This window comes from Nostoc sp. CENA543, assembly GCF_002896875.1.
Classification (GTDB): Bacteria; Cyanobacteriota; Cyanobacteriia; order Cyanobacteriales; family Nostocaceae; genus Trichormus.
Map to the genome: position 1 here is coordinate 4,639,930 of NZ_CP023278.1, position 25,210 is coordinate 4,665,139.

The following is a 25,210-nucleotide window of genomic DNA, read 5'->3' on the forward strand; positions in this document are numbered from 1 at the left end:
CCACACTTCCTTCTTGCCCAATTCCCAATTCCCAATTCCCTAAATATTACTTTCAATTAATTGGCGATACTCGCTTTTTTGCTTCACGCCTTTGACTTCCTTGAGTAGTTCTTTATTCTTGAAAAATTGGATGGTTGGGGTTCCTGTTACGCCAGCGTTTTCGGCGATGTCGCGGTCTTTGTCGATGTCAATTTCGACAAAGTGAATTTTACCGTCAAATTCATCCACTACTTTATTCAGTATGGGCTTGAGGGTATGGCAAGGGCCGCAACCTGGGGCGACGTATTTGACAACCAACAGGCGATCGCTTTCGTGGAATAATTTCCTTAAGGCATAACTACCCTCATGGCGAGTTGCAGTCAAATTAAATTCCGCCGCTTGTTCTGCTTCCGTTTTCTTAGCAGCTGGTTGGGTTTCTAATTCATTATTAATTGTTGGCTGTTGATGGAATTCCTGAATTAAACCATTGCTAGATAACCAACGTTCTGCTAACAACGCCGCCGCACATCCACTACCAGCAGCTGTAATTGCTTGGCGATATTCATGGTCTTGTACGTCACCCGCCGCAAATACACCCTCGACACTGGTTTCTGGTGAACCGTGTTGAGTAACTATGTAACCTATTTCGTCTAGTTCTAGCTGTCCCTTGAATAAAGATGTGTTGGGAGTGTGTCCAATGGCGTAAAATAAGCCCTTGGCTGACAGCTTTGTTTCTTCTCCGGTTTTGTTATTGCGGACTACTATCCCTTCCATGTGACCATTACCGAATATATCCACAGTTTCGGTGTTCCAATGCACTTGGATTTTAGGGTTACTCAATACTCGGTCTTGCATGGCTTTAGAAGCCCGCATTTTATCAGAACGCACTAACAAATTCACTTTTGAGCCGTATTTGGTAAGATAAATCGACTCTTCCGCCGCCGAGTCACCAGCACCCACTACCGCTAATTCTGCACCGTGGAAAATTGGGGTTGCACCATCACAAATTGCACAAGCTGAAATTCCCCGACTCCAAAATTGATGTTCGCTGGGTAAGCCTAAACGCTTGGCTGTCGCACCAGTGGCAATAATAATAGTGTGTGCCTTGACTTCCCTTTCTTCGGAACGGATAGTAAAAGGACGTTGACTCAAATCAACTGAAATTACATCTTCTGTATATAACTCAGCCCCCCAACGTTCCGCTTGCGCTTTCATCCTATCCATTAATTCTGGCCCTGTAATTCCTTGAGGAAATCCAGGAAAATTCTCTACTTCCGTCGTCGTCATCAACTGACCACCAGGTAATCCCCCAGCTTGGAAACCTTCAAATACCACAGGTTTTAAGTTAGCTCGTCCAGCATAAATCGCCGCAGTGTAACCTGCTGGCCCAGAACCGATAATTACTAAGTTCTCTACAGTCTGATTAGTCATAATAATTATCCGAACTCATAACGACTACGTTTAATATAGCATAACTAGCTATACTCGCCAATGGCAACTCCGAAAACAGAGCGCGCCTTGTTTTTTAAAGGCTAATCAAATAAAAATCATCAGTAGAAAACAGGATATATACCTGAGTTCTCTTTCCTCAGAGGAATTTTTATTAGTATATATACGTAAATAGAATTTTCTAGAGAAAATTTTTTACTGGAGTGATAGGTTGCCGTTTGTAACTGGGTAAGTTCTTTTTAGAACAGAGCGATCGCGAACTACTTACCCCAAACTTCAGGAGAGACCCATGCTCAAGCCAGAATTACAAGCAAAATTTTTACAACACCTCAGCAACCGTAAGAACAGAGAAGAAGAAGGTTTTACCTTAATTGAACTGCTAGTAGTAGTAATTATCATCGGTGTACTAGCTGCGATCGCGTTACCTTCGCTACTCGGACAGGTAAATAAAGCCAAACAATCCGAAGCGAGAAACTACGTAGGTACAGTTAACCGTTCTCAACAAGCTTATTACTTGGAATACCAAAAATTTGCTACTAACCTTGATGAATTACAAGTAGGTATCAAAACTCAATCTGAAAATTATAACTATGTTATTGCTGGTGGTGGAACTAACGCTGCTCAATTTAAAGGTGCAGCTTATAAAACTGCGCTTAAATCCTACTACGGATTAGTAGGTACAACCCAAGGAAATAGTGCCACTTCTGAAGCTCTAACATTAGCAATAGCTTGCGAAACAGCAGGACCTGGTACATCAGTAACTACTGTTACCACATTTAGTACAGGGTGTGAAACAGGCTTCGTATCTTTAGCTAGATAAGGGAAATGAAAAAGTTCACTGATAATTATTTCTAGTGACTTAACATAACTTCTTGTGTTGGGTAGTGTTTTGGTAACATTACCCAACTTCTGTAATAAGCTAAAAGTGATATTTTTCACCTAAATTTACTGTCTGTCTTTTAATTTTTAATTCCACGTATTTGTGTTAAAGTTTATGACTTATTCACCAACTATTAGTAAATATGAGCAGCTTGCAGAAAAATATTTACTTACCAAGAATTACATCCAAGCAGCAAATGTATATGAAGAAGCAATTGCTATAGAACCTAATATTAAGTCCTACTATTGGCACTTGGGATTAATTTTGCTCTTGCAGGGACAAGAGGTAGAAGCTCAAACAACTTGGTTTATGGCAATAATGGATGGAGAAGCAGAACAAGTTGATGCTTGGAATACGGAATTAGTCGCGATTTTAAAAACGGAAGCTGAACACCAGGAAGAACTAGAAGAATATTCTATTGCTGAGAAAATTCGCCAGAATATAAAGGAAATTTCTCCTAAAGATATTCATAATCTATTACATCTTGTTTTGCTATCTATCAAATTAGAAATTTATGCAGGTAGCGATTTGCAAGAATTGGGATTAATCGATATTCTCCAGGGTAAATTGGCTTTAGAACTTAATTTAAAATTATTGATGCAAGTTGTAAAAGCTACGTTAGATTATGCTCCTGCACATCCCTCAACTCTAAATTTTCTCGATGCTTGTTTACCTTATTGTCGAAATAATACCAAAGATTTACTAAATATTATAATGCCATCGGCAATAGAAATCGCCTACTCCAAACAACTACCAGGAATAGCAGCTAAGATATGTGAAACTTATTTAAAATTAAGCCCTAATAATGCAGAGATGATAGGTCAATTATCTAGTTTTTATCAGAATTCAAATCAATTTACTAAAGGTATAGAAACAGCAAAACTATACTATCTTTTAGTAGAAGAGTTTGCGGACAAAGTTTTTGCAAATCGCCAAATACTTCGCGGATTAATGAGCGCAGGAGGCTATTGGGAAGAATCTTGCTCCGTAAATAAAACACAAGAGGCATTAATAGCGTCTCTAATAGAAAATCAACCTATGCAACTTGATAATGTCAGAATATCACGATTGTTCAATGCTAATTTTTTTAGTCCATATATTGAAGATAATCCTAGAAAAAATAGAAATATTCAAAATGATTTAATGCGGGTTTGCAATGCCAATATAGCCAATTATGCAAAAGAGAAAGTAGAAAAATACTTTTATGGTCATTTAGAAAGAAGAAAACAAAAACAGGCGAACACAAAAATTAGAATTGGCTATCTATCACATTGTCTTAAAAGTCACTCTGTAGGCTGGCTAGCACGGTGGCTATTTGAGTATCATGACAGAGATAAATTTGAAATATATGCTTATTGTATTAATACTAATCCATATCTTGATCCTTTACATGAATGGTATCTAAGTAAAGTAGACAAAGTATATAAATCAATAAATAGTAGTGATTTTTCTGAACAAATTTATCAAGATGAAATTGATATTTTAATCGATTTAGATAGTATTACTCTTGATATCAGCTGTGAAGTTATAGGTATGAAACCTGCACCAATTCAAGTTACTTGGTTGGGTTTTGATGCTTCTGGTAGCCCATCGATAGATTATTTTATTGCAGACTCCTACGTCTTACCAGATTCAGCACAAGAATATTACACAGAAAAAATTTGGCGTTTACCTCAAACTTATATAGCTGTAGATGGGTTTGAAGTAAGTGTACCTACAGTAACTCGTCAGGACTTAGATATTCCTCATGATGCAGTTGTTTATCTATGTGGCCAAAGAGGCTTTAAGCGACATCCAGACATAACAAGACTGCAATTAAAAATTATTAAAGAAGTTCCCAATAGCTACTTCTTGATTAAAGGTATCTCTGATGAAGATTCTATTAAAGTATTCTTTGATGGGTTAGCAGATGAAGAAGGTGTAGATACCTCTAGGTTACGCTTTCTTCCTATTGTTATGTCCGAATCAATTCATCGTGCTAATTTAGATATCGCCGATATAGTTTTAGATACCTATCCCTACAATGGAGCTACAACCACTTTAGAAACTTTGTGGATGTGTATTCCTATGGTGACAAAAGTCGGTGAGCAATTTGCAGCGCGCAACAGCTACACCATGATGATGAATGCTGGTGTTACAGAAGGAATAGCTTGGACTGATGACGAATATGTAGAGTGGGGTGTGCGTTTAGGTAAAGATGAAGCCTTAAGACAACAAGTGGCTTGGAAGTTAAGACAGTCGAGAAAAACATCACCTCTATGGAATGGTAAGCAGTTTACCCGCGAAATGGAGAAAGCCTTTACCCAAATGTGGGAAATATATATGAGTTCATAGTGAGTTCAACGAATTTAAAAAACCCCTCTCCAAACCTCTCCCCTGCAAGGAGAGAGGCCTCAAAACCTTAATTTTTCGTTGAGTTTCAAGATATTTAAGCCCCTCTCCGCGTCGGAGCGAAAAGTCTGAGCGGAGGTTTCCTCCGATCAGAACTTTTCAAGAGAGAGGGGTTTGGGGAGAGGTCATCGAATTCACGTTAATTTCACGACTTGTTTATAGAATGCTTCCAAACCTGCGACACAAACCTGATCATCAAATAATTGATCATGACGTTGACTCATACATTCTGAAATCTCATGTCGCCAATCTGAATCCTGTGCTAATTTGACGGCAATATCAATATATTCCTGTTCATTATCAGCAATAGTATCTATCACCCCTAGCATTTTCAGAAAACTATCAGAGTGACGACCCCGCATAAATGCACCAGGACAAGTAACCACAGGAAGATTACAAGCGATCGCTTCTAAGGTAGTATTACCACCAGACCAGGTAAATGTATCTAAGTAAATATCTGATAGCAGGTTAATCATCAGATAATCCAGTCTTTCGGGAATATTTAAAAATACACAGTAATCTGTAAAATCTAGCTCTAAAGCTGCAAAAGCTCGTTGTAGACGTTCTTGCAATAAAGTACCACGCAAAAATATAAATTTCGCTTGTGGTACACGAGACGCTATTTCTGCAAAAATAAAATCATATTGTGGCAAATATTTAAACGGTGCTTGGCAGCATAAATAGAGAATATCATCATCTGACAAGCCAAAGTCAGCACGACTTTTGACAACAGGTGGAATATATGGTTTAGGATATGAAACGCCAATATTAGGTAAAAGAATTAATTTTTCTGAATAGTGTTCTTGAGCATTTTCTGCTTCCATTAATTGGCTAGATAAGAAGTAATGAATTGTCGGTAAACCAGTAGTTACTGGATGTCCCCATGCTACACACTGTACAGGTGCAAGTCGCAAAGAACCCATGAGCAGATTTTGAGGATTCATCCCAATTTCTGGATAAACTAAAATATGCAGTTTATCGGCAATTATTTGTTCACAGGCACTAGATAAATCATGAGGAATATGGTGGAAAAAGTCACTGTATTCTCTAAATTTATCAGTTACTGTATCTGGTTCATTACCTGTGTAATAACAGTAAATTTCAAAGTTGTTATGGTTGCAGTATTTTAACCAACCAGTTAACCAAAGTGTGCCACTGTAAGAATGCAGATAATGAGAAACATAACCAACTCGAATTTTTTGGTTGGTTTCGAGTTGGGGCGTAGATAAAGGTACTATCCATTGAGGAAAGTTTGCTGACATAATTTCATAAACTAACTTTCCATATAGGCATTGTAAATCTACATCATTTTGAGCTTGATAAGACAGATAGAAATTCGTTAGCCTACTAATACCTGCTAAAGCACTTTCTTTTTCTGCAACACTTTGTAGGTGGGTTTGCTCAACTAACTTCTGTAGTCCCTGAGCATAGCGTTGACGATAAGATAATATTTCTTCGGGATTGTTGTAAATGGTCGGAACTGTTAAATACTTTAGCAGTTGAAAAGTATAGTCATCAGGTAAATATTGGCAGGCTTTCTCTGCACAATCAATTGCTGCTTGAGTGTAGCCATTGCGTCGCAAATCAATAATTAATGTAAAATGCAGCCTACCATCTGTAGGATAATGATTAATTCCTAATTCTAGAGTTTCAAAATACTCCTCTAGTAAGTTTAAACTTCTGTAACACTGGCTTAGATGCCAGTATATATCTGCACTTGAATGACCTAATTCAATTAATTTTTGATACGCTGCGATCGCTTCTTGCCATTTACCATCATTATATAAACTATGACTCAGGTAAAAAAAAACTCTTCTTCTTGTATTTGGCTAAAACTTGTTAGTTCATAGGCAGAGATATTTTCCGCTTTGGCTTTTACTAGTGCTTCTTTGTTTTCATATTCTAAAATAATTCTGCCATGAATTTGAGGTATTAAAACTTGCCATTGGATATTGGCTAAATTTTCTAATAAGGAAATTGCTAATCCATCAGAAATATCTACATCTTCTTCCATGAGCAGATTCATAGTTACACTAGATAACAATAACTCTGCATCTTCAGTTGATATATTAGTAGCATCAATTAATAAAGTAGTCTTGCTACTATCAGGGTGAATTGCTAGTGTCTTGATTACTTGAGCTAATTCTAAACAGACTAAATCTTCTGATTCTGACCAATCTGGAAATATAATTAAATTAATTCCTCTTAAATTTAATGGCTGAAGAGTAGTATTAATCAAAGTATGACTAACAATATCTGCCATTTTCGACCAAGAAAACTTTTTCGCCTGTGCTAAACCAGCAGTAATTAATGATTGACGAACCCCAGGTTTTTGAACTTCGCATAGTGCATTTATCAATCCATTGACATCATTGTCATTAATATATATTGCTGCTTTTTCTGCTACCTCTGGAATGGAAGAGTTAGGACAAGTAATAACAGGACAACCACAAGCCATCGCTTCAAGTACAGGCATTCCAAAACCTTCATATTTAGAAGGATAAACTAAAGCTATAGCACCAGAGTAAGCTATAGCTAACTCTTCATCACTCAGTTGTAAAGTATGAACAATACTGCCTGATGTATAGGCTCTAAATTCAGAGGCTAATGCAGTTCCAATTCCAGTACAAACTATATCGAATCCAAAATTACTTACTAGTTGAGAAAATGCCTGGAAGAACAAAATACCATTTTTATAACCATTACCTGTTCCAACTAAGAGGAAATAAGGTTTCGTAATACCATATTTAATTTTGAAACTGCTTACTTTTGAAGATGATGCTGGTAATAGTGGATTCTTAACTCCACAATAAGCTACGCTTACAGAATCTTGAGAAATATGAGGAAAGAATTTTGCTAAATCGTGGGCAGTATTCTCAGAAATTGCTACATAAGCTAGTGCTTGTTTAATAGCTTGATGCTTTGCTTGCCACATGAGATTCTTCATATCCCATCCCATAACTTCTGGTATCATGTCGTAAGCCATAAACACAGAAGATGTTGTCACGGGCGTAGTATAGTAAGAAGAGATAAATAAGTCTGCTCCTTCTTGATCACATACTTGCTGTAGCATTTCTCTGTCTGCATCCATCTCATGGTAATCGTAACTGGGAATATTAATGTATCGAATACCAGGGATTTTAGGTGCTGTACCTACACGATCAAGTAAAATAATATGCTTGGCGAACCCGTTACTTGCCCATTCTTCTAATAAAGATTTCCAAACGCGCGCAATACCAGTTTTATATAGTTGGAAAAATACACCGTCTATTAATATATTTAGATTTTTAGTAGCCAAATCAGTAGTCGTTTTTGTTAATTCTACAGAATTATGATATTGAGGATTAATTAATTTGCTAACAGCTTTTGAATAGTCACTTGCCAGTAGAGATTCTTTATTTAAGTTCTGAGGCTGACTATTACATATGTTATGGAAAATGTCAGGGGGTAGTTTTTTTTCTGTTAGTAAATGTAAAGACCTACCGTTAGAGTAAAAGTTTAAATTATATTTATCTGCAATTTCTGATAAAGATGCAAATGTATACAGTGATATATGTTGACCCTCATGGGTTGCATAATACCACCATTCATCAGGCTTAGGATTATTTTCTGGTAAAATTTCTGTACTAAATAAAATATTTCTGGAAAATTGAAGAATATTCTCTATCTCTTGAATAGGATTTACAAAATGTTCAAACACTTCAAACGCAGTAACTAATTCATAATTAATATTTTCATCTTTATCAATTTCAAAATCTTGGGCAAATAAATTATGACAGAATTTATCGAACCAATAAAAATCAAAGCCATAGTCTCTCATTTGTCTCACAAATAGACCATAACCACCGCCGTAATCCAAAAACTTTGCATCATGAGCAAAAAGATGAAAAATTATTTGAGATGCTTTTTGGGAAAGATGCTGATTACGGAATACTAAACCAACATCTGTTTTAGCTATAGCATCAGAGTAGGCTTCTACTAACCAATAAGGTTCTTCTGTTTGCACAAAACCACAATGGGAGCATTGAAAATAATTAACCTGATGTTTACCTAATAAAATTGCTTCAGCAAAGAACTTAGATTCAGAGCCACAAACCTTACATTTAGTTAACATATAAATTTACACTCTCCATTTTTTCAATTTTCAATTGCTTATACTATTTTTTGCAAAGAGGCAATATATGCCAATTCTTTCTATACTTCCCCTGATAAGTCGGAGAGAACAATACTTGTTTTTTTTCTTGACAAACGCTGTCTAACACAACGCATTTTCAAGAAGATTTTTATGTTGATTATTTGTAACTTTGTTGCCGTTTTTTTATATCCTCCAAAATTACTTTGTAATCTTGTCTATCAGGATGTAGTGTTACCAGTTTTTCCACAACTTCTCTTGCTCCTTTAAAATCTTTTAACTGTACGCGTATTAGGGAAAGCTTTTCCAACACGACTTGGTTGTTTGGTTCTTTTTGTAAAATTAATGCGTAACTTTTAGCTTGTTCTTGCAATGAGGACTCAGCAGATGTAGTAGGATTGACTCTTGCATGATTCTGAATCCCTCTTTGAATTAATGGAACAATTGCAAATAACGTTGAACCAAAGAAGGAAATCATTGAAACTATCGTGAAAATTCTTTTTTTCCGTTCAATTTGTCTTTTACGCGTCTCTAAATAGTCATCCCCTGATCTAGCCATGTTTGAATCTGAGTTGTGGTAAATACTGAGTTATAGCAAGCTTCTAGATAAGAGATTACCCATTACTTCACAGAAACTAACATCTCAACTAGATTTTTTTAATGCTGGTATAAAGCCAAATATTACGATGTATGAACTGTGGCAGAAATAAAAAACTTCTTGATTACGGTTGATAAAATATACAAAACGAAAAAGAGTTACTTACTTAAGTATTTACTTAGTTATGTGGTTTTTCCGCCTCGACAGAAATAAAATTGATTTTGGCTAAACTTTTAGAGAAAAATTAAAACTATATTAAGATTTGCAATAATACGATAAAATCTCCGATGTTTGCGTTATCGTATATAATCGTTTGAATCTACAGAGCAAATATTCTGTCAGTGTTGTTTCAACATCTTTAATTAGCCAGTATTTTATGGGCTTTATAAAAGTTGCAAAGATTCTTGTAGATACGAGAAATAAGTCTTTAAAGGCTGTTTTTCCTAGTATGCTGACTGCAAACTTGAAGGCGATCGCTCACCCCGTCTTGCATTGACTATAGTTGCTTGCTACAGTTCAGGCTTTGTGGAGTAATTACCGTACAAAACCGAATTGACAAGCAAATTTATCGAGTTTGTTATGGTATAGTAAAAAAGTTAAGACTTGCTTTACCAAATACACTCTACGCGTTTTTGACAGTTGCAAAACGGAAAGCAGTTTTGATTAAGCATTTACCCAATAAAATTTTGAATTGAATCGAGGTTATGACTCAGCAAGTAATTCACCCAATGGTGAAATTGCAGCGTAACGTGCAATCACTCGTTGAATCCAATATTATCAAGCCAAACGATAGCATTTGGAAAATTGCGCTGCTTTATGGAAACGATTGGCAGCATTGGAAACAGGAACTCTTAGACTTTGGTTTCACTATGCAAGATCCAATAGGGGATTTGCTAGCAGTGGAAGCATGGGATGAAGAATAGGGACTGGGGATTGGGGACTGGGGACTGGGGACTGGGTAGTAGGAAAGTTTTTTTGAGTGTTGGTTTACTGTGATCACGTCCCAATCGACAGATGTGTAAATATCTCATCACTATATCCCCAATACCCAATACTTCGACAAGCTCAGTACAAGTCCCCGATACCCAATACCCAGTCCCTAATCACCAATCCCCCAATTTATTGCCGTACTCTTCTTTGCCTTGTTTTTGGGAGCGAACGAAACGACAGTAACCGTTGAGACCTTTTTCAATTTGGTCTTTAATCTCTGTTACCCAGTTTAATTGTTCTTGAGTGCAGTAACCTAAACTCTCAGCAATAACAAAGGCACTTTTGGTTTCGGCTAATGAACCACGAGCAATGTACATGAAACGCAATCTATCCAAGTAATGATAGCGTCCATAGCCCTCAGCTATATTGAGCAAAATGCTAGCTGCTGCTCTGCGTAATTGATCGCTCAGATTGTAACGCTCAAAATCTGGCAACCTATCTGCCAGTCGATAAGCAGCCTTTAATAACTTAATACTATCTTGATAGAAGCCCAAAGACTCAAAACCCCTATCTCCCATATCATTACAACCAAGATTCCTTCAATTCTATGAAGGATTTCTCCTAATTGCCTAGTCCCCAATCCCCAATCCCCAATCCCTTACAGACAATTAGCCAAGGCTTGGGCTAGTTCTTTAGACGTTTGATAGCGATCGCGCGGTAAAGGTTCTGTGACACGCTCAATAATCTCTCTTAATTGGGGTGTGACAGTGGGGATTTGGCTGACATCGAAGCGGAAACCGCGCCCTTTTTGGCGATAAAACTTAAAGGGATTTTCGCCTGTCAGTAGAAAAATTAGTGTTGGGCCGATCGCATATAAATCGGATTGCGTCAGGGGTTGTCCCCGTTCTTGTTCTGGCGCGCAGTAACCTTCCGCACCTATGCGAGTACCTGGGGTTGTGCCAATTTCCTTGACTGCACCAAAATCTAGCACCACTATTTGATTATTAGCATTCCGCACCATCAGGTTAGCGGGTTTAATATCGCGGTGAATTAATGGCGGTTCTTGAGAGTGGAGATAATCCAGAATATCGCAAGTTTGAATCATCCAGGCGATCGCTTGCTGGGGGATGACGGGGCCATAAGTATAGATGCGTTTTTCTAAATCTTGGCCGTGAACTAGTTCCATTGCCAAGTATTTCTTACCGCCTTCGACAAAAAAGTCATAATATTTAGGAATTCCCTCATGATTTAGGGATTTGAGGGTATGCGCCTCCCGATCAAATAATTCCTGAGCCTTAGCAATTTTCGCCATATCAGCATTCATTTGCTTCAGCACCAATAATTGAGGTTGTCCAGCAATCAACCCGGCTGCATCCCAAGCCAGATAGGTAGTACCCATACCTCCCTGTCCCAAAGTCCGTAAAACTTGGTAATAGCGGATTGTCTGCTGTACCGAAAGCGGTTGTCCACAATGGATGCAAAATAAGTTTCCTGGGGAATTTCCCTCATGAGTGCAACTAGGTTGAGCCGCCTTTCTTTGTGAGGTGACTGGTAGAGGCAGATTTTCTGACAAACTACCTAATCCTGGCGACGGTAAATCAGGCGTTGGTGCTGCTTCCTCCTGAATTTGAAACTGTAAGATTGGCCCTCCCTGCGCCAGTTGTAGCAGAGAATTATGGGGTAACGAACTCTGAATTACTAGCACCCCGTCAAGGAAAGTGCCATTTGTGCCTTTACTGATGATTTGCCATGAAACACCATTCTTAGCAGAACTGACTTGCCGAATTTCTAAATGATGCCTAGACACTAAACTATCAGTTAACACAACATGATTATCCGTCGCTCGACCAATCCGAATGACGGCGGAATTTTCAAAGCACCACTGTTTGATGGGTGTTTTTTGTTGCGGTTCTAGCAAAATCAGAGTAACCACAATACAACCTGGATGATATGGGGACTGGGGATTGGGGACTGGGGACTGGGGACTGGGGATTGGGGACTGGGGATTGGGGATTGGGGAAGAAAATTTCTCCTCTTCTCCCTGCCTCCTGCCCCCTGCCCCCTGCCCCCTGCTTCTTACTCCCTACTCCCCGTATTGGGGCGGACTTTTGCCCGGATAAGTATAGCAGTAATGTTGTCATGACCGTTGTATTGATTAGCCAAATCAATTAATGTTGTCACGCCTTGTTCTAAATTATTCGTAAAACTCAATAAAGGCAAAAGGTGGTTCTGCCAATGAGTTTCTAGTAAATCATTATCGGATAGACCATCTGACACCAGCACAAAAAGACTATCCTCATTAATGGTGAAAAATTCCACATCAGGATTAATTGCACTGTCATCACGCGGCCCCAATGCTTGAGTTAGTTGGTAAGCATCTGGACGCGCGTAGGCAATACTAGCTTCTACACCTCTGCTAATTTCTCGTTGTCCCACTTCATGATCTAACGTTAATTGTTCCAAACCCCGCTTCCGCGTCAAGCGGTAGAGGCGACTATCCCCTACGTGAGCAACGGCGGCTTGATTACCTTGAATGAGTAACATTACCAAAGTAGTACCCATCCGTCCTACCCCAGAACGGGCATCTTGTTGATTTTTCTCGTAAATTACCCTGTTTGCTAAATAAACAGCTTCCCGAATCTTGTTTTCTGAGGGAAACTGATTACTATCCCAGTTTTCTTGAAAATACTGCCTTAGAGTTTGGACTGCTAGTTGACTAGCCACCTCACCACCGGCATGTCCACCCATACCATCACAGAGAATATACAAACCTTGGGCTTGGAGAATTCGGTTTTTGGGCAAGTCTACTTTTTCGATTTTAGTCACAATGCCAAAGCAATCCTCATTATGCTGTCTTTGACGACCAACATCGGTAGAACCAGCATCTTCTAAATTGCTTAACTGCATTGACAGTACAACCGTTGGTAAATCATCCCCTCTAGCTAAAGTATCTTCTGAATCGTCTATCTGTAAAAACGTCGGTGAAGCAGTGGGTAATACTGATTCAGCAAAAATGGGGGAAGAGCCAACTTCTAATTCTGTGGCGACATCTTGTAAACGCGATCGCAACTGTGCGATCGTCGGAATATTACCTTGCTCTAAATCTTCTAAAACTTGGATTAATGAACCAAATTGAGTACGCTGTGAACTTCTAAATAGCTGTTGCCAAACTCTACCTAAAGGTCTCAGAATGAAAGCCTCGGCTGAAATTTCCTCAAATGTTGCCGTTGTATCTGGCAATTCTGTTTCTATCGGCTGTGAATATAATCTCTGTAGTCCTAGAGTTTGGTCTTCATCCAACCGCAGATTCGATATATCTAACAAACTGTAATGACAATTCAGTGGTTCTAGCAGCGTCCACAGTTGAGTCATTTGATAACACCAATGCAGAATTTGCAACGAACTGGTGGTTTCCTGTTTCCACGCATCTAGTAAATATTGCCAATGAGAACGGTCTTCAATCAATACAACCTGCATCTCATCATCTTCCCAAGCATCATGAATCTGAGGAATTTCTGGGTGATGGGGGGACTGTAGCGCAATGTAAGCTTCCGCAATTTTGGGAATCCCACTGATTTCATTGACTGATGCCATCACGCCCTGTCGCTGATTGGCTAATATCGCCTCAATTGGAGAAATTTGATAAGGTTGACGGTCTAAAACCCTAGTGGATACTTCCCCATTCTCAACTAATGGCGATGCCAAAAACTGATAGCGTTGTTCCTTCCCTAAATAAGAACCGACAGACAATTTGGGGGGTAAAGTGGGCGCATTATCAGGCGTTATTTCTTGAGCATCGAATACTGGTTCTTGGGGAACATTATCCCCTACTCCCACTATTTCCTGCTCCTCTGTGCTTTCCTCCTTCCCAGTCCCCCCTTTGGGGTTCGCCAGTCGCTCATGGGGGAAACCCCCAAGACCGCGCTGGCTCACCAATCCCCAGTCCCCAGTCCCTTCTAACCCCACAATAGCCCACCAAACAGTGCCACATTCTGCACCGCAGTGATGGCACTGTAGCAAATCTACACTCACATCGGTACTACATTGGGGACATACCTTGTGGGTTAGGGAAGTACCACATTTTTGACAGAAATTGTTACCGTTAGGATTTTCAAATTGACACTCAGGACAAATCAGCATGGTGGAAGTTCCTTAATTCCCGTTCCAAGGTGCTTCTAGCCACTAATATCCAAAGTGCCACAATCGGCCGCCCCTGCCTACAGTAGACCTACAAAAAATTGTGGTTTCACCCGTGAATTTTGGTGGCAGTATTAATTGTGACGCATATTAGCTAAATATTTCAGACATCGGCAAGGGAATTTATTAAATTTGGGGATTGGGGATTGGGGACTGGAAAGATGGGGAAGTGTGGGGAGTGTGGGGAGAGAGGGGGAAAGATTTCTTCCCACACCTCCCACACTTCCTTCTTGCCCTATGCCCTATGCCCTGTTCCCTAATGACTATTGACTACTAAAGTAAAACAGGTACGGTTTGACTGACTCTCAACAGTGATTGTTCCACCCAATTGTTTGGTTAATTTCTGTGCTAATGTCAATCCCAAGCCTACACCGCCTTGCTTGGTAGGATCATTGCTGGGAATCCGATAAAATTTGTCAAAAATGCGCGGTAATTCGTTGCTTGGAATCTCTACACCGAAATTAATTACCTGGAGAAAAATTTTATTTCCTTTGAGTCCGACAGAAATAGTAATGGCTGCATCTGGAGGACTGAATTTACAAGCATTTGTGAGTAATTCTATCACTATGCGTTCTAAACTCAAGGAATTGCATCTAAGCGGTGGCAGAGGGGACGCAATTGTCAGACTGAGATTTTGCTGACAAAGCCGAAAATGCTGCTGTTTAAATTTCTCTACTACTTGCCGTAACCACTCCTCGATGTGAATTGTTTCCAATAACCACGGTTGGGAGTTAGTTTCTAGGCGTTTCAAATCAAGAAAATTATTAATAAGATTTATTTCGCGATCGCACTCATTATTTAAAATTTCAAAATAGCAAGCCACTTTAGAGTTTTCTGTATCCCCTAAAAGTTGATTTTCCTTACACAGTGCGATTCCCAACATCTGAATCGCCATTTTCATATTAGTTAAAGGTGTGCGTAATTCATGAGAAACCGCACTGATAAATTCTTCCTGTATGTCTCGTTTCTCTGTTATTAATACTTCCTCTGCTAACCTCTGTTGATCGTCATCCACTAAATTGGGTACAGGACTTGATAACTCTTCCCAATTGCCAATTCCCAATTCCCCATGCCCAATATAATTAGTCACATCTTCACACACCATCAAAATCACTGGGTCTTGGTAATCATCCGATATCAGTCTCCAGAGGATTTTGACCCATTTTATGGAACTATGAGGACAATTTAAGCGCACATCTACACACTCGAATACATCCTTGCTCTTATTTGTCAATAAGTTTTTAAACTCATCAATCAATCTTGGTTGTTCCGACTGAGCAAATAATTGCAAAAATGGCTGTTTTACCAATTGTTCTGGTGTGTAACCCAAACTGTTAGCACCAAATTGGTTAATAGATAAAATTAATCCTGTGACATCTAAACTCAAACACACAGATGGAAGATGGTCATACAGCATCCCATACTGTGATAGTTTTGCTTTGTTATCAACTAACTGCTCATCCGTTTTCGTTTCTGAATCTAAGACTTCTTCAGACACACATTCCCAACAGGGAAGTTTTTTAGACAAAATGTTGAGTTTGTGGTTTGGGAGAAGTGATGTCTGAAGACAATCCACTTCCCGTCTACGTTGATTCAGACTCATAGGTTTTAAACTGGTACTCCCAGGTTGACTTGGACTAATTGATCAGAAAAAACGAAACGATACTGTTTTTAACTGCTTTTAGGAAAAAATCAGTAAATCCAAAAGTTTTCTGTTTTTTCACCCTGGGGAACTTTTGAGCTTAGTATAGCTATGCTTTTTTGGATTTGACGGGTAAGTGATTGAGAAGTTTCACCTCTGATGGTGTGAGATCCCGCCATTCACCCCAAGCTAAACCATCCAAACGTAAATTAGCGATACTCACCCTAATTAAACGCAAAGTCGGAAACCCCACCGCCGCAGTCATGCGCCGCACCTGTCGGTTTTTACCCTCTGTTAAAATCATTTCTAACCAAGCAGTAGGCACATTTTTGCGAAATCTAATCGGCGGATGGCGATCGCCCACAGGTGGATCTTCTGGCAATAACCTCACCTTAGCTGGTCGGGTGCGGTAATCTTGAATTTCTACCCCTGTTTGTAATCTGGTTATAGCATCTACATCTGGAATTCGCTCTACTTGCACCCAATAAGTTCTTTCATGGCCAAAACGCGGATGCGATAAACGATGCTGTAGCCTCCCATCATTGGTTAACAGCAATAATCCCTCACTATCCCAATCTAACCGCCCCACTGGATACACATCCGGCACATTAATATAATCCTTGAGCGTTTGGTGTTTGGGGCTTTCCTGAGTAAACTGACTCAAGACACCATAGGGTTTGTGAAAAATAATGTATTTGTAGTCATTAGTCATTAGTCATTAGTCATTAGTCAACAGTCATTAGTTATTCTCTCCTGTGACTCTGCTAACTTGTCTTAGTGATGACTCGATTTTCAGTCTAAAATATTAAAGAAGCTTCTAAGTGCGCCAAAGTTCTATGACACTTGCCAAACACTCTGAACTAGGCATCACCCATCTTCCCGACCATACTGAGTTACCAGAGTCAGACGGAACTTTTGTGAAAAATTTTCAAGAACATCCCCAAAGTATCCTGCTGACTGACTCCATTACCAGTGTATTACAGCAATTGCATCCTGATAATCAGTTCTGTATTGGTCAAGATAGTGGTATTTACTGGCGTTTAACAGAACCCCCAGAAAGAGGTGCTGAAGCACCAGATTGGTTTTATGTGCCGAATGTACCACCAATGTTAAATGGAAAGTTTCGACGCTCTTATGTATTGTGGCAAGAATACGTGGCACCGTTAATTGTTTTAGAATTTGTCTCTGGTAACGGTTCAGAGGAACGGGATAAATCTCCTCTGAGTGGCAAATTTTGGGTATATGAGCAAGCAATTAGAGTACCGTTTTACGGCATTTATGAAGTCAACCAAGCTTTTTTAGAAGTTTATCATTTAGTAGATGGTCGTTATCAACTATTGCAAGTAAATGAACGTGGTCATTATCCTATAACTCCAATGGGCGTAGAATTAGGAATTTGGCAAGGACAATATCAAAATATGACAGCCCCTTGGTTACGCTGGTGGGATGCACAAGGTAATTTATTGTTGAGTAGTGAAGAGAAAACGCAATTACTCACAGAAGAACTAGAAAAAGAACAGCAAAAAGCCCAACGCTTTGCAGAACGCTTACGTCAATTAGGAATTGACCCAGAGCAATTGTAGACAAATTGCGGTTGATTATCCCCCTGCTTTTGTGAGCCTACACTCTCCAAAATTAAATTTCGCGGATTCTCAACACCCTTCGGAAAAGCTACGTAGTATCAGTTGATTTGGGGTTTAAATCCTCGATTGCAACTGTGCTTAATTCTTAATTTTGTAGCTTTAGCTTCCCACAGAAAATTTTGAATTTTGTAGGCGTAAGCCTTCCCGTAGGGTATTTTGAATTTTGAATTGTTAACCCCCTTGTCCCCAACCCCAAGCAAAATGGTAGAATCAACATCCATGCTAGGGGTGCTTGCACTAACAGGCTGAGATTACACCCTTAACACCTGAGTCTGGATAATACCAGCGAAGGGAAGCTGTTTATTGAGGAAATTTCATATGCGGAAAGAATGGGTTGCTAAACGGCGTGGGCAAAGTAATGTAACTCAAATGCACTATGCACGCCAGGGTGTCATCACCGAAGAAATGCACTATGTCGCCCAAAGAGAAAATCTACCTGCTGACTTAATTCGTGAGGAAGTAGCACGGGGACGGATGATTATCCCCGCTAATATTAATCACACTAATCTAGAGCCAATGTGTATTGGCATCGCCTCCAAGTGCAAGGTAAATGCTAATATCGGTGCTTCACCCAATTCTTCCAATCTGCAAGAAGAAGTTGACAAGCTCAATTTGGCGGTGAAATACGGTGCTGATACCGTCATGGACTTGTCCACAGGTGGCGGTAACTTAGATGAAATTCGTACCGCCATTATTAACGCCTCACCCGTTCCCATTGGTACAGTCCCCGTCTATCAAGCTTTAGAAAGTGTCCACGGCAAAATTGAGAATCTCACACCAGACGATTTTCTCCACATCATCGAGAAACACGCCCAACAAGGGGTAGACTATCAAACCATCCACGCCGGAATTTTGATTGAACATTTACCCTTGGTGAGAAGCCGCATTACCGGAATTGTTTCCCGTGGTGGCGGTATCTTGGCGCGGTGGATGTTACATCACCACAAGCAAAACCCCCTCTACACCCATTTCCGCGACATTATTGAAATTTTCAAAAAATATGATGTCTCCTTCAGTTTAGGGGACTCTCTGCGCCCCGGCTGTACCCATGACGCATCTGACGCAGCCCAGTTAGCAGAACTCAAAACCCTCGGACAACTGACACGCAAAGCCTGGGAACATGATGTGCAAGTCATGGTAGAAGGGCCAGGACACGTCCCAATGGATCAAATTGAGTTCAACGTCAAAAAGCAGATGGAAGAGTGTTCTGAAGCTCCTTTCTATGTGCTGGGGCCATTGGTGACAGACATTGCTCCTGGTTATGACCATATCACCTCCGCGATCGGTGCAGCAATGGCTGGCTGGTACGGTACGGCTATGCTGTGCTACGTGACACCCAAAGAACACTTAGGATTACCCAACGCAGAAGATGTCCGCAATGGTTTAATTGCTTACAAAATAGCAGCTCACGCCGCCGACATCGCCAGACACCGCCCAGGCGCAAGGGATAGAGACGATGAACTCTCTAAAGCCCGTTATAATTTCGACTGGAATCGTCAGTTTGAATTAGCACTCGACCCTGAAAGGGCTAAAGAATACCATGATGAAACTTTACCGGCAGATATTTATAAAACTGCTGAGTTTTGTTCCATGTGCGGGCCAAAATTCTGTCCTATGCAAACTAAAGTTGATGCTGATGCGTTAACTGAATTAGAGAAATTCTTGGCGAAAGAGACTCTGACACAAGTTTAGTAAATTAGGGTGGGCATTCATTGCCCACCTGAGAACTCCAGAGCATACACTTTACTTTCAAAAGCAAGAAAAAACTAGGGCTAGAAGAATAACTAAAGAAACAAAATTAGCTCAATCAGAATGGTTATTTTTTAGTACACCTAATAAGTTAGCTGTTTTGGAATCATATACGGCTTTATCCCAATTATTACCAGATGTAATCTGTCTTTTTTTTATTGGTTCAGGCTCAAATATTGCATTTTTGAGGATTGTACCTTTTAGATTAGTACCATTAAGATTTGCGTGAGTACATATGAAAACTTCTTCATCAAAAATAGGGTCGTGTTTTGGAATTGAACCAGATAATTGAGCTTCATTGAGATCAGCTGCTTCTAAATCCGCATTTTGTAATGAAGTGCCAACTAAAGAAGCCCTAATTAGTTTAGCTCGTTTGAGATTAGCTCCCTGTAGATTAGCTGAGTTCAAAATAGCTCCTGTTAAATCAGCTTGCTTGAGATTAGCTCCCTGTAGATTAGCTGAGTTCAAAATGGCTCCTGTTAAATCAGCTTGCTTGAGATTAGCTCCCTTTAAATTGGCTGAATCAAGGCGGACTTCCACAGGATAATCACAATATTTGCATTCCTCGTAATCAACCCTTGTTTCCATAGTGCTTCGCAAATCAGCCCCTGATAAATCAGCACCTTCTAAGTTAGTGTTGAATAATTTAGCTTTCCGTAAGTTCACTTTATTAAGTTTAGCATTCTTTAGAATTGCTCCCGATAGATTTGCATTCTCAAGGTTAGCTTCTTGTAGTTCTGCGTCTTCAAAATTGACATTTTGCAAGCAAGCTCCTGAAAGATTAACCCTTTTAAGGGTCACTTTTTTTAAATTCAAACCTTCAAGATTACTCCCACTTAAGTCTAAAGAATATTTATCACCCTTTTTAAAAATCAATGCCCGTCTATTAAGAATATTCACAGCAGCTTCAATAGTAGCTGTAATAGAATAATTGCTACTTTTAGGTTTATTATGAGATTCTTTTCTTACATAAGTTGTTAATATTTCTATAATTTGCCAATAATCTTTATTAGAATCTTTAGCTATTCTCTCAAGGGAATAAATTGCGCCTATACGAACATGAGTGTTTTCGCTTTCTAGTTGCTCAATGGCTTTACTAAAGCGTTCCGTAATTTGCTTTTCTTCGGCTATAGAAACATTACGCTTTGTCTCTCGGTAATTAAGGAATGAAATAAAAGCTGTAATGCAAAAGAATAAGCCACCAAAAAATTTAACTATGACAGTACGACTGGCATTTTCAGCATCAATGCGTATTTTTTCCAAATTTACAAGGCTTTGATAATCTATGGTTTGCGAACTGGAACTTTTTAAAATATCAATTTGTTCCTGTATATCAATAACTTGTAATTGTGGAATTCTCCAAATAATAAATAATACAATTATCATTAGTATAATAACTACAACAGTCGTAAAGAAATAAACTAATAAACGCTTGATAGGTTCAATCATAAAGAACAGAATTATAAAACATGGACAATATAAAATACCTAAATAAGCAAAAGATTCAAGTAAAAATCCCAAAATAAATAAGTTTATGCCAATAGAAATATTCTTGATTATACCTGACTTGTACTAAAGCTCATTTAGGCTACGGAGGATATTATGACAAATGCGATCGCACTACAGAAAATCTTCGTAATCTTGGGAGAGTCGCTAGGCGACCCTAAATTTCCCAATTAATTAGCTAATTCCCGATACCGTTCTTGAATGTCCTGAATGGTATAAACTGCCTCAAACCGTAAACCCACGGACTGGTAAAACTCCGCGCCTCCTTGTTGTCTGTCCACTAATGAAATTACCTCATTCACTACATAGCCAGCCGCCCTCAGTCGGTCAACAGCCTTCATTGCTGATTGTCCAGTGGTGACGACATCTTCTAACACCACCACTTTTGCACCTTCAACTAAATTTGGCCCTTCAATATATGCTTTGGTTCCGTGACCTTTAGCTTCTTTACGAATAATCAAAGCGGGAATTGGTTGATTTTCATAGGCAGAAACTACACTCACAGCTGTCACAATTGGATCAGCTCCCAGTGTTAAACCTGCTACAGCTTGAGTATCGGAAGGTAGCAAAGATAAGAGAATACGCCCAATAGCTAAAGCACCTTGGGGATGGAGTGTTACCTGTTTACCATTAATGTAGTAAGAACTGGGTTGTCCTGAAGAGAGGACAAAATCACCCTCTTGATAGGCAAGTTGGCAAAATAAATCCAGTAGATTTTGACGCAGAGTGGCAATATCAGCACTAGCCGCCCACATATCCGATTCAGTAAGGGTTTCAGTAGAATACGTCATTACAAAACAGTGAAAGTTATGCTACACCAAAGGGTGAACTCATGAGAGTTCTGAACTTAAGCATAAGTTAAGTTTTGCCCAAAAATTGAGGAGCAAGCAAGATGGGTATCAAATTTAAGTCCATTAGTGGATTATTAGTGATTTTAGCTACTGGTATGGTTATGCCGGCGATCGCTCATGCTGAAGAAGTACCCAATTATGAAAGCACAAATGATGCGTTTGAGCGTGCTTATTTCCGCCATGATCGCAATTTTTATGAAAATAACACTCCCAAGCGTCAGTTAGACTCATTATTAGGTATTGGTTCTAGTCCTCGTGACTCCTTTGCAGATAATGAAATCACTAGTGATGCAGAGTTGATCAACACCCTTTATCGCGATGTCCTCACACAACAGGCTATGAATGACCCTTATCTGCGGACACCTGATTTACCAAATCCTTACAATACATCAATATTGATGTCCCCGCGATTGAATGCTAACAAGTTCAAAACCGGGACAGAATTCCGCTTTGATACTTCCCTATCTCGATAAAATCCACAAATATTTAAAGCTACCCAATAGTTAAGAGTCTCTGGACTTTTGACTATTGAACGCCAGTTGCTTTAAGTCGGCAGAGCCGCCCAACGCACTGGCTCCTGTTGACTATCACATAAATCCAGGGTGCAGGAGTTGAACCTGCCTTGGGCGAATTATGAGTTCGCTGCCTCAACCGCTCGGCCAACCCTGGTTAGAATTAGATTGTATCCTATGTTTGGGTGATCTGTACAATCCTCAACATACTTGTTGACTTTTATATTACACAATTTATTTATGCCACAGGGCAAACTATGATTATTTAAGTTATCTTAAAGTTTTTGGCATATAGGTTTAACACTCTTAATATACTCCAGCTAATATAGACCAGCATGATTTGATAGTAGCTTATTAGCAATGAAAATAAATTCTACTGTAATTCTTACTCTAATTTTGTTAATCCTGATGTTGGGGTCTGGTTCTGTCAGTGCCTTTTTAGGATTTAACTTGGGTAGTTCGGCTCTCAAAGGTGTCACCACACCAGATGGTCGTCCTACTAGCAAATTTGCCAGTGCTAAGTCCAATAGCTCCCAATCAGGAGCAGTGACCCTTTTAAAAGAGGAAGACATTCTCAAAACCGTCAAAGCACGAATTGAGGGTAAAGCTAAGACTGCTCAATCAGACAAGTTAGCAGAAGACGACGAAGACATTAATGGCAACAAGCAGCAACAAAAGGAAAAAACCCAGAAAGTAGTCGAAGAAAAACCACAACCAGGCTTTCCCATCACATCTGAAAGTCAAGGTGTAACCTTTGCGGTGCAATCTGCACGCTATTCCGGCGGTGATTTGCTCCTGAAAGTGAAAATGCAGAACAAAGGTGCAGATTCTGTGCGCTTTTTGTATAGTTTCCTAGATGTCACTGACGATAAAGGCAGAACCCTCAGTGCCAGTACAGAGGGATTACCCGCAGAATTACCCGCTAATGGCTCATCATTTTCGGGGACGGTGAGTATCCCAACAGCTTTACTGGATGATGTGAAGAAAGTATCTCTATCCCTTACAGACTATCCCGATCAGAAATTAAAGTTAGATGTAGCAAATATTCCAGTGGATAAAAGGGACTAGATGAAGAGGCAGGGGGGCGGGGGGCAGAAAGTAGAGGGCAGGGGGCAGGGGACTGGGAAGATGGGGGAGTGTGGGGAGTGTGGGGGGAAAGATTTCTTCCCTATCCTCCCACCCCTCCCACACTTCCTGCTTGCCCTATTCCCCATTCCCCATTCCCTATTTAGTAAGCGTATGAGCTGTGGCGGTGAATGAATTTCCTAATTTGAGCTTGACTGATGTGGGATTGCGGTTATTGTCAGTGTTAGTGCTGATAGTAATTAACGCCTTTTTTGTCACGGCAGAATTTTCTATGGTGACTGTGCGTCGATCGCGCATTCATCAGTTAGTAGAGTCTGGTGATATTCCGGCGATCGCAGTCGAAGCACTACAGCGTAATATTAACCGACTCCTATCAACAACTCAGTTGGGAATTACCCTTTCTAGCCTGGCTTTGGGGTGGATTGGAGAAAGTTCAATTGTGGTGGTTATCGGTTCATGGCTGCAAAATTTGCCCTTAACCGCCAAAATCACCCATGCACTCGCCCATTCCCTAGCAATTCCTATTGCTTTTTTCTTAATTGCCTATCTGCAAATAGTCTTAGGGGAATTGTGTCCTAAATCAGTAGCAATGCTGCACTCTGAACAGTTGGCGCGATTTTTGGGGCCTTTAGTCAAAGCGATCGTCCGTTTTTTCAGTCCCTTTCTCTGGATTCTCAACCAATCTACTAGTTATCTGTTAGGGTTATTTGGCATCAACTATACAGGGCAAGGTTGGCGACCCCCTGTCACACCTGAAGAATTACAGTTAATTATCTCCACAGAACGAGAATCCACTGGCTTAGAAACCACCGAAAGAGAACTACTCAATAATGTGTTTGAATTTGGTGATGTCACAGCCCAAGATGTCATGACTCCCCGTACTAGCATCGTCGCCTTATCTAAAGACGCTACTTTTGAGAACCTGCTGCAAGAGATGATTGCTACCGGACATTCCCGCTATCCCATTCTTGGGGAATCCCTAGACGATATGCGAGGAATTGTTTACTTTCGAGATTTAGCTAAACCCCTAGCCACCGGACAACTCCATTTAGACAGCCATATTCAAGCCTGGATGCGTCCCATTCGGTTTGTACCAGAAATTACCCCACTTAGCGAACTCTTGCCCATGATGCAGCAAGAAAAGCCAGCTATGGTCATCGTTGTAGATGAATTTGGCGGAACAGTCGGACTTTTGACTATTCAAGATGTAATTGCGGAAATTATTGGTGACGTGGGTGCGTCTCCTAGCAGTGAAGACTTATTGTTTGAGATGATTGACCCCCAAACATTTTTAGTCCAAGCCCAGGTGAATGTAGAAGACCTCAACGAAGTTTTACACCTCAACTTACCTCTCGCCAAAGAATATCAGACCCTAGCTGGATTTTTACTTTACCAATTGCAGAAAATGCCCAGCATAGGTGAAACTTGCCGCTATGAAAATCTAGAATTCACTATTGTCTCCGTAGAAGGGCCGCGCCTGCATCAGATTCAACTGCGACGTTTGGGGGAGTAGGAAGGCAAAAGGCAAAAGGTATAAACCAATTCGCAATTCGCAATTCGCAATTCGCAATGGACTTCTCTCCGAGACGCTGCGCGTAGCCTCTCGTAGAGAAGAGAAGTCCGGTTTTAGACCCGATTTTTTCGATAAATAAGAGAATCTTTTAC

The 25,210-nt window shown here is 39.9% G+C and carries 19 protein-coding genes, 1 tRNA gene and 1 riboswitch; of the genes, 8 read left to right on the forward strand and 12 right to left on the reverse strand.

Going from position 1 to position 25,210, the window contains the following annotated elements:
- Positions 1 to 39 precede the first annotated feature (39 nt).
- The gene (trxB, locus tag CLI64_RS19280) at positions 40 to 1,410 is read right to left on the reverse strand and encodes a thioredoxin-disulfide reductase (protein WP_103138717.1); all 1,371 of its coding nucleotides are present in this window, start codon (positions 1,408 to 1,410) and stop codon (positions 40 to 42) included.
- 307 nt (positions 1,411 to 1,717) lie between these two features.
- On the opposite strand from trxB, the gene CLI64_RS19285 reads away from it, so the two are divergent.
- Both CLI64_RS19285 and CLI64_RS19290 read left to right on the forward strand, forming a co-directional pair.
- Positions 1,718 to 2,248: a type IV pilin-like G/H family protein gene (locus CLI64_RS19285; protein WP_103138718.1), complete on the forward strand. Its 531-nt coding sequence runs from the start codon at positions 1,718 to 1,720 to the stop codon at positions 2,246 to 2,248.
- A 174-nt stretch (positions 2,249 to 2,422) separates the two neighbouring features.
- Positions 2,423 to 4,642 carry an O-linked N-acetylglucosamine transferase, SPINDLY family protein gene (locus CLI64_RS19290; protein WP_103138719.1) on the forward strand — a complete coding sequence of 740 codons (2,220 nt, stop codon included), beginning with the start codon at positions 2,423 to 2,425 and terminating at the stop codon, positions 4,640 to 4,642.
- Between the two features lie 191 nt (positions 4,643 to 4,833).
- Here CLI64_RS19290 and CLI64_RS19295 read toward each other — a convergent pair whose 3' ends face one another.
- The 3 genes from CLI64_RS19295 to CLI64_RS19305 form a co-directional block, all read right to left on the reverse strand.
- The gene (locus CLI64_RS19295) at positions 4,834 to 6,282 is read right to left on the reverse strand and encodes an O-linked N-acetylglucosamine transferase, SPINDLY family protein (protein ID WP_225977393.1); all 1,449 of its coding nucleotides are present in this window, start codon (positions 6,280 to 6,282) and stop codon (positions 4,834 to 4,836) included.
- A 212-nt stretch (positions 6,283 to 6,494) separates the two neighbouring features.
- Complete coding sequence (locus tag CLI64_RS19300) at positions 6,495 to 8,813, reverse strand: methyltransferase domain-containing protein (protein ID WP_103138721.1); 2,319 nt, start codon at positions 8,811 to 8,813, stop codon at positions 6,495 to 6,497.
- 178 nt (positions 8,814 to 8,991) lie between these two features.
- Positions 8,992 to 9,390: a hypothetical protein gene (locus CLI64_RS19305; protein WP_103138722.1), complete on the reverse strand. Its 399-nt coding sequence runs from the start codon at positions 9,388 to 9,390 to the stop codon at positions 8,992 to 8,994.
- A 743-nt stretch (positions 9,391 to 10,133) separates the two neighbouring features.
- Here CLI64_RS19305 and CLI64_RS19315 point away from each other — a divergent pair.
- Positions 10,134 to 10,352 carry a DUF4327 family protein gene (locus CLI64_RS19315; RefSeq protein WP_103138724.1) on the forward strand — a complete coding sequence of 73 codons (219 nt, stop codon included), beginning with the start codon at positions 10,134 to 10,136 and terminating at the stop codon, positions 10,350 to 10,352.
- A 180-nt stretch (positions 10,353 to 10,532) separates the two neighbouring features.
- Here CLI64_RS19315 and CLI64_RS19320 read toward each other — a convergent pair whose 3' ends face one another.
- The 5 genes from CLI64_RS19320 to CLI64_RS19345 all read right to left on the reverse strand — a co-directional run bounded on the left by CLI64_RS19320 (position 10,533) and on the right by CLI64_RS19345 (position 16,910).
- Positions 10,533 to 10,937, reverse strand: a complete 405-nt coding sequence (locus CLI64_RS19320) for a four helix bundle protein (RefSeq protein WP_103138725.1) — start codon at positions 10,935 to 10,937, stop codon at positions 10,533 to 10,535.
- Positions 10,938 to 11,017: 80 nt separating this feature from the next.
- Positions 11,018 to 12,292 (reverse strand): FHA domain-containing serine/threonine-protein kinase, encoded by a 1,275-nt coding sequence (locus CLI64_RS19325; protein WP_103138726.1) that lies wholly within the window; start codon positions 12,290 to 12,292, stop codon positions 11,018 to 11,020.
- A gap of 143 nt (positions 12,293 to 12,435) precedes the next feature.
- On the reverse strand, positions 12,436 to 14,499 hold the full coding sequence (locus tag CLI64_RS19335; protein WP_103138728.1) for a serine/threonine phosphatase: 2,064 nt from the start codon (positions 14,497 to 14,499) through the stop codon (positions 12,436 to 12,438).
- 313 nt (positions 14,500 to 14,812) lie between these two features.
- The gene (locus tag CLI64_RS19340) at positions 14,813 to 16,159 is read right to left on the reverse strand and encodes a PAS domain-containing sensor histidine kinase (protein WP_225977394.1); all 1,347 of its coding nucleotides are present in this window, start codon (positions 16,157 to 16,159) and stop codon (positions 14,813 to 14,815) included.
- Between the two features lie 148 nt (positions 16,160 to 16,307).
- The gene (locus tag CLI64_RS19345) at positions 16,308 to 16,910 is read right to left on the reverse strand and encodes an rRNA large subunit pseudouridine synthase E (RefSeq protein WP_103138729.1); all 603 of its coding nucleotides are present in this window, start codon (positions 16,908 to 16,910) and stop codon (positions 16,308 to 16,310) included.
- 124 nt (positions 16,911 to 17,034) lie between these two features.
- On the opposite strand from CLI64_RS19345, the gene CLI64_RS19350 reads away from it, so the two are divergent.
- Complete coding sequence (locus CLI64_RS19350) at positions 17,035 to 17,781, forward strand: Uma2 family endonuclease (protein WP_103138730.1); 747 nt, start codon at positions 17,035 to 17,037, stop codon at positions 17,779 to 17,781.
- Positions 17,782 to 18,055: 274 nt separating this feature from the next.
- Positions 18,056 to 18,152: riboswitch (TPP riboswitch) on the forward strand.
- A gap of 7 nt (positions 18,153 to 18,159) precedes the next feature.
- Positions 18,160 to 19,533, forward strand: coding sequence for a phosphomethylpyrimidine synthase (thiC, locus tag CLI64_RS19355; protein WP_103138731.1), 1,374 nt, complete (start codon positions 18,160 to 18,162; stop codon positions 19,531 to 19,533).
- A gap of 111 nt (positions 19,534 to 19,644) precedes the next feature.
- Here thiC and CLI64_RS19360 read toward each other — a convergent pair whose 3' ends face one another.
- Both CLI64_RS19360 and pyrE read right to left on the reverse strand, forming a co-directional pair.
- A complete protein-coding gene (locus CLI64_RS19360; protein WP_103138732.1) occupies positions 19,645 to 21,039 on the reverse strand; it encodes a pentapeptide repeat-containing protein in 1,395 nt (464 codons plus the stop codon).
- A gap of 227 nt (positions 21,040 to 21,266) precedes the next feature.
- On the reverse strand, positions 21,267 to 21,887 hold the full coding sequence (gene pyrE, locus CLI64_RS19365; protein WP_103138733.1) for an orotate phosphoribosyltransferase: 621 nt from the start codon (positions 21,885 to 21,887) through the stop codon (positions 21,267 to 21,269).
- Between the two features lie 101 nt (positions 21,888 to 21,988).
- On the opposite strand from pyrE, the gene CLI64_RS19370 reads away from it, so the two are divergent.
- On the forward strand, positions 21,989 to 22,420 hold the full coding sequence (locus CLI64_RS19370; protein WP_103138734.1) for a hypothetical protein: 432 nt from the start codon (positions 21,989 to 21,991) through the stop codon (positions 22,418 to 22,420).
- Between the two features lie 123 nt (positions 22,421 to 22,543).
- Here the strand turns inward: CLI64_RS19370 and CLI64_RS19375 are convergent.
- Positions 22,544 to 22,616, reverse strand: a tRNA-Ile gene (locus CLI64_RS19375).
- A 203-nt stretch (positions 22,617 to 22,819) separates the two neighbouring features.
- Between CLI64_RS19375 and CLI64_RS19380 the strand changes: the two genes are divergently transcribed.
- Both CLI64_RS19380 and CLI64_RS19390 read left to right on the forward strand, forming a co-directional pair.
- Positions 22,820 to 23,527: a hypothetical protein gene (locus CLI64_RS19380; RefSeq protein WP_103138735.1), complete on the forward strand. Its 708-nt coding sequence runs from the start codon at positions 22,820 to 22,822 to the stop codon at positions 23,525 to 23,527.
- Positions 23,528 to 23,711: 184 nt separating this feature from the next.
- Positions 23,712 to 25,058, forward strand: a complete 1,347-nt coding sequence (locus CLI64_RS19390) for a hemolysin family protein (protein WP_103138737.1) — start codon at positions 23,712 to 23,714, stop codon at positions 25,056 to 25,058.
- The last annotated feature ends 152 nt before the right edge of the window (positions 25,059 to 25,210 follow it).

Bases quoted from the DNA above. Each gene is read 5' to 3' on its own strand.
- CLI64_RS19350 (WP_103138730.1), top strand. From the start codon at position 17,035: ATGACACTTGCCAAACACTCTGAACTAGGCATCACCCATCTTCCCGAC.
- CLI64_RS19345 (WP_103138729.1), bottom strand. From the start codon at position 16,910: ATGACTAATGACTACAAATACATTATTTTTCACAAACCCTATGGTGTC.
- CLI64_RS19320 (WP_103138725.1), bottom strand. From the start codon at position 10,937: ATGGGAGATAGGGGTTTTGAGTCTTTGGGCTTCTATCAAGATAGTATT.
- CLI64_RS19290 (WP_103138719.1), top strand. From the start codon at position 2,423: ATGACTTATTCACCAACTATTAGTAAATATGAGCAGCTTGCAGAAAAA.
- CLI64_RS19285 (WP_103138718.1), top strand. From the start codon at position 1,718: ATGCTCAAGCCAGAATTACAAGCAAAATTTTTACAACACCTCAGCAAC.
- CLI64_RS19370 (WP_103138734.1), top strand. From the start codon at position 21,989: ATGGGTATCAAATTTAAGTCCATTAGTGGATTATTAGTGATTTTAGCT.
- CLI64_RS19335 (WP_103138728.1), bottom strand. From the start codon at position 14,499: ATGCTGATTTGTCCTGAGTGTCAATTTGAAAATCCTAACGGTAACAAT.
- CLI64_RS19360 (WP_103138732.1), bottom strand. From the start codon at position 21,039: ATGATTGAACCTATCAAGCGTTTATTAGTTTATTTCTTTACGACTGTT.
- pyrE (WP_103138733.1), bottom strand. From the start codon at position 21,887: ATGACGTATTCTACTGAAACCCTTACTGAATCGGATATGTGGGCGGCT.
- CLI64_RS19315 (WP_103138724.1), top strand. From the start codon at position 10,134: ATGACTCAGCAAGTAATTCACCCAATGGTGAAATTGCAGCGTAACGTG.
- CLI64_RS19305 (WP_103138722.1), bottom strand. From the start codon at position 9,390: ATGGCTAGATCAGGGGATGACTATTTAGAGACGCGTAAAAGACAAATT.
- trxB (WP_103138717.1), bottom strand. From the start codon at position 1,410: ATGACTAATCAGACTGTAGAGAACTTAGTAATTATCGGTTCTGGGCCA.
- CLI64_RS19380 (WP_103138735.1), top strand. From the start codon at position 22,820: ATGAAAATAAATTCTACTGTAATTCTTACTCTAATTTTGTTAATCCTG.
- thiC (WP_103138731.1), top strand. From the start codon at position 18,160: ATGCGGAAAGAATGGGTTGCTAAACGGCGTGGGCAAAGTAATGTAACT.
- CLI64_RS19340 (WP_225977394.1), bottom strand. From the start codon at position 16,159: ATGAGTCTGAATCAACGTAGACGGGAAGTGGATTGTCTTCAGACATCA.
- CLI64_RS19300 (WP_103138721.1), bottom strand. From the start codon at position 8,813: ATGTTAACTAAATGTAAGGTTTGTGGCTCTGAATCTAAGTTCTTTGCT.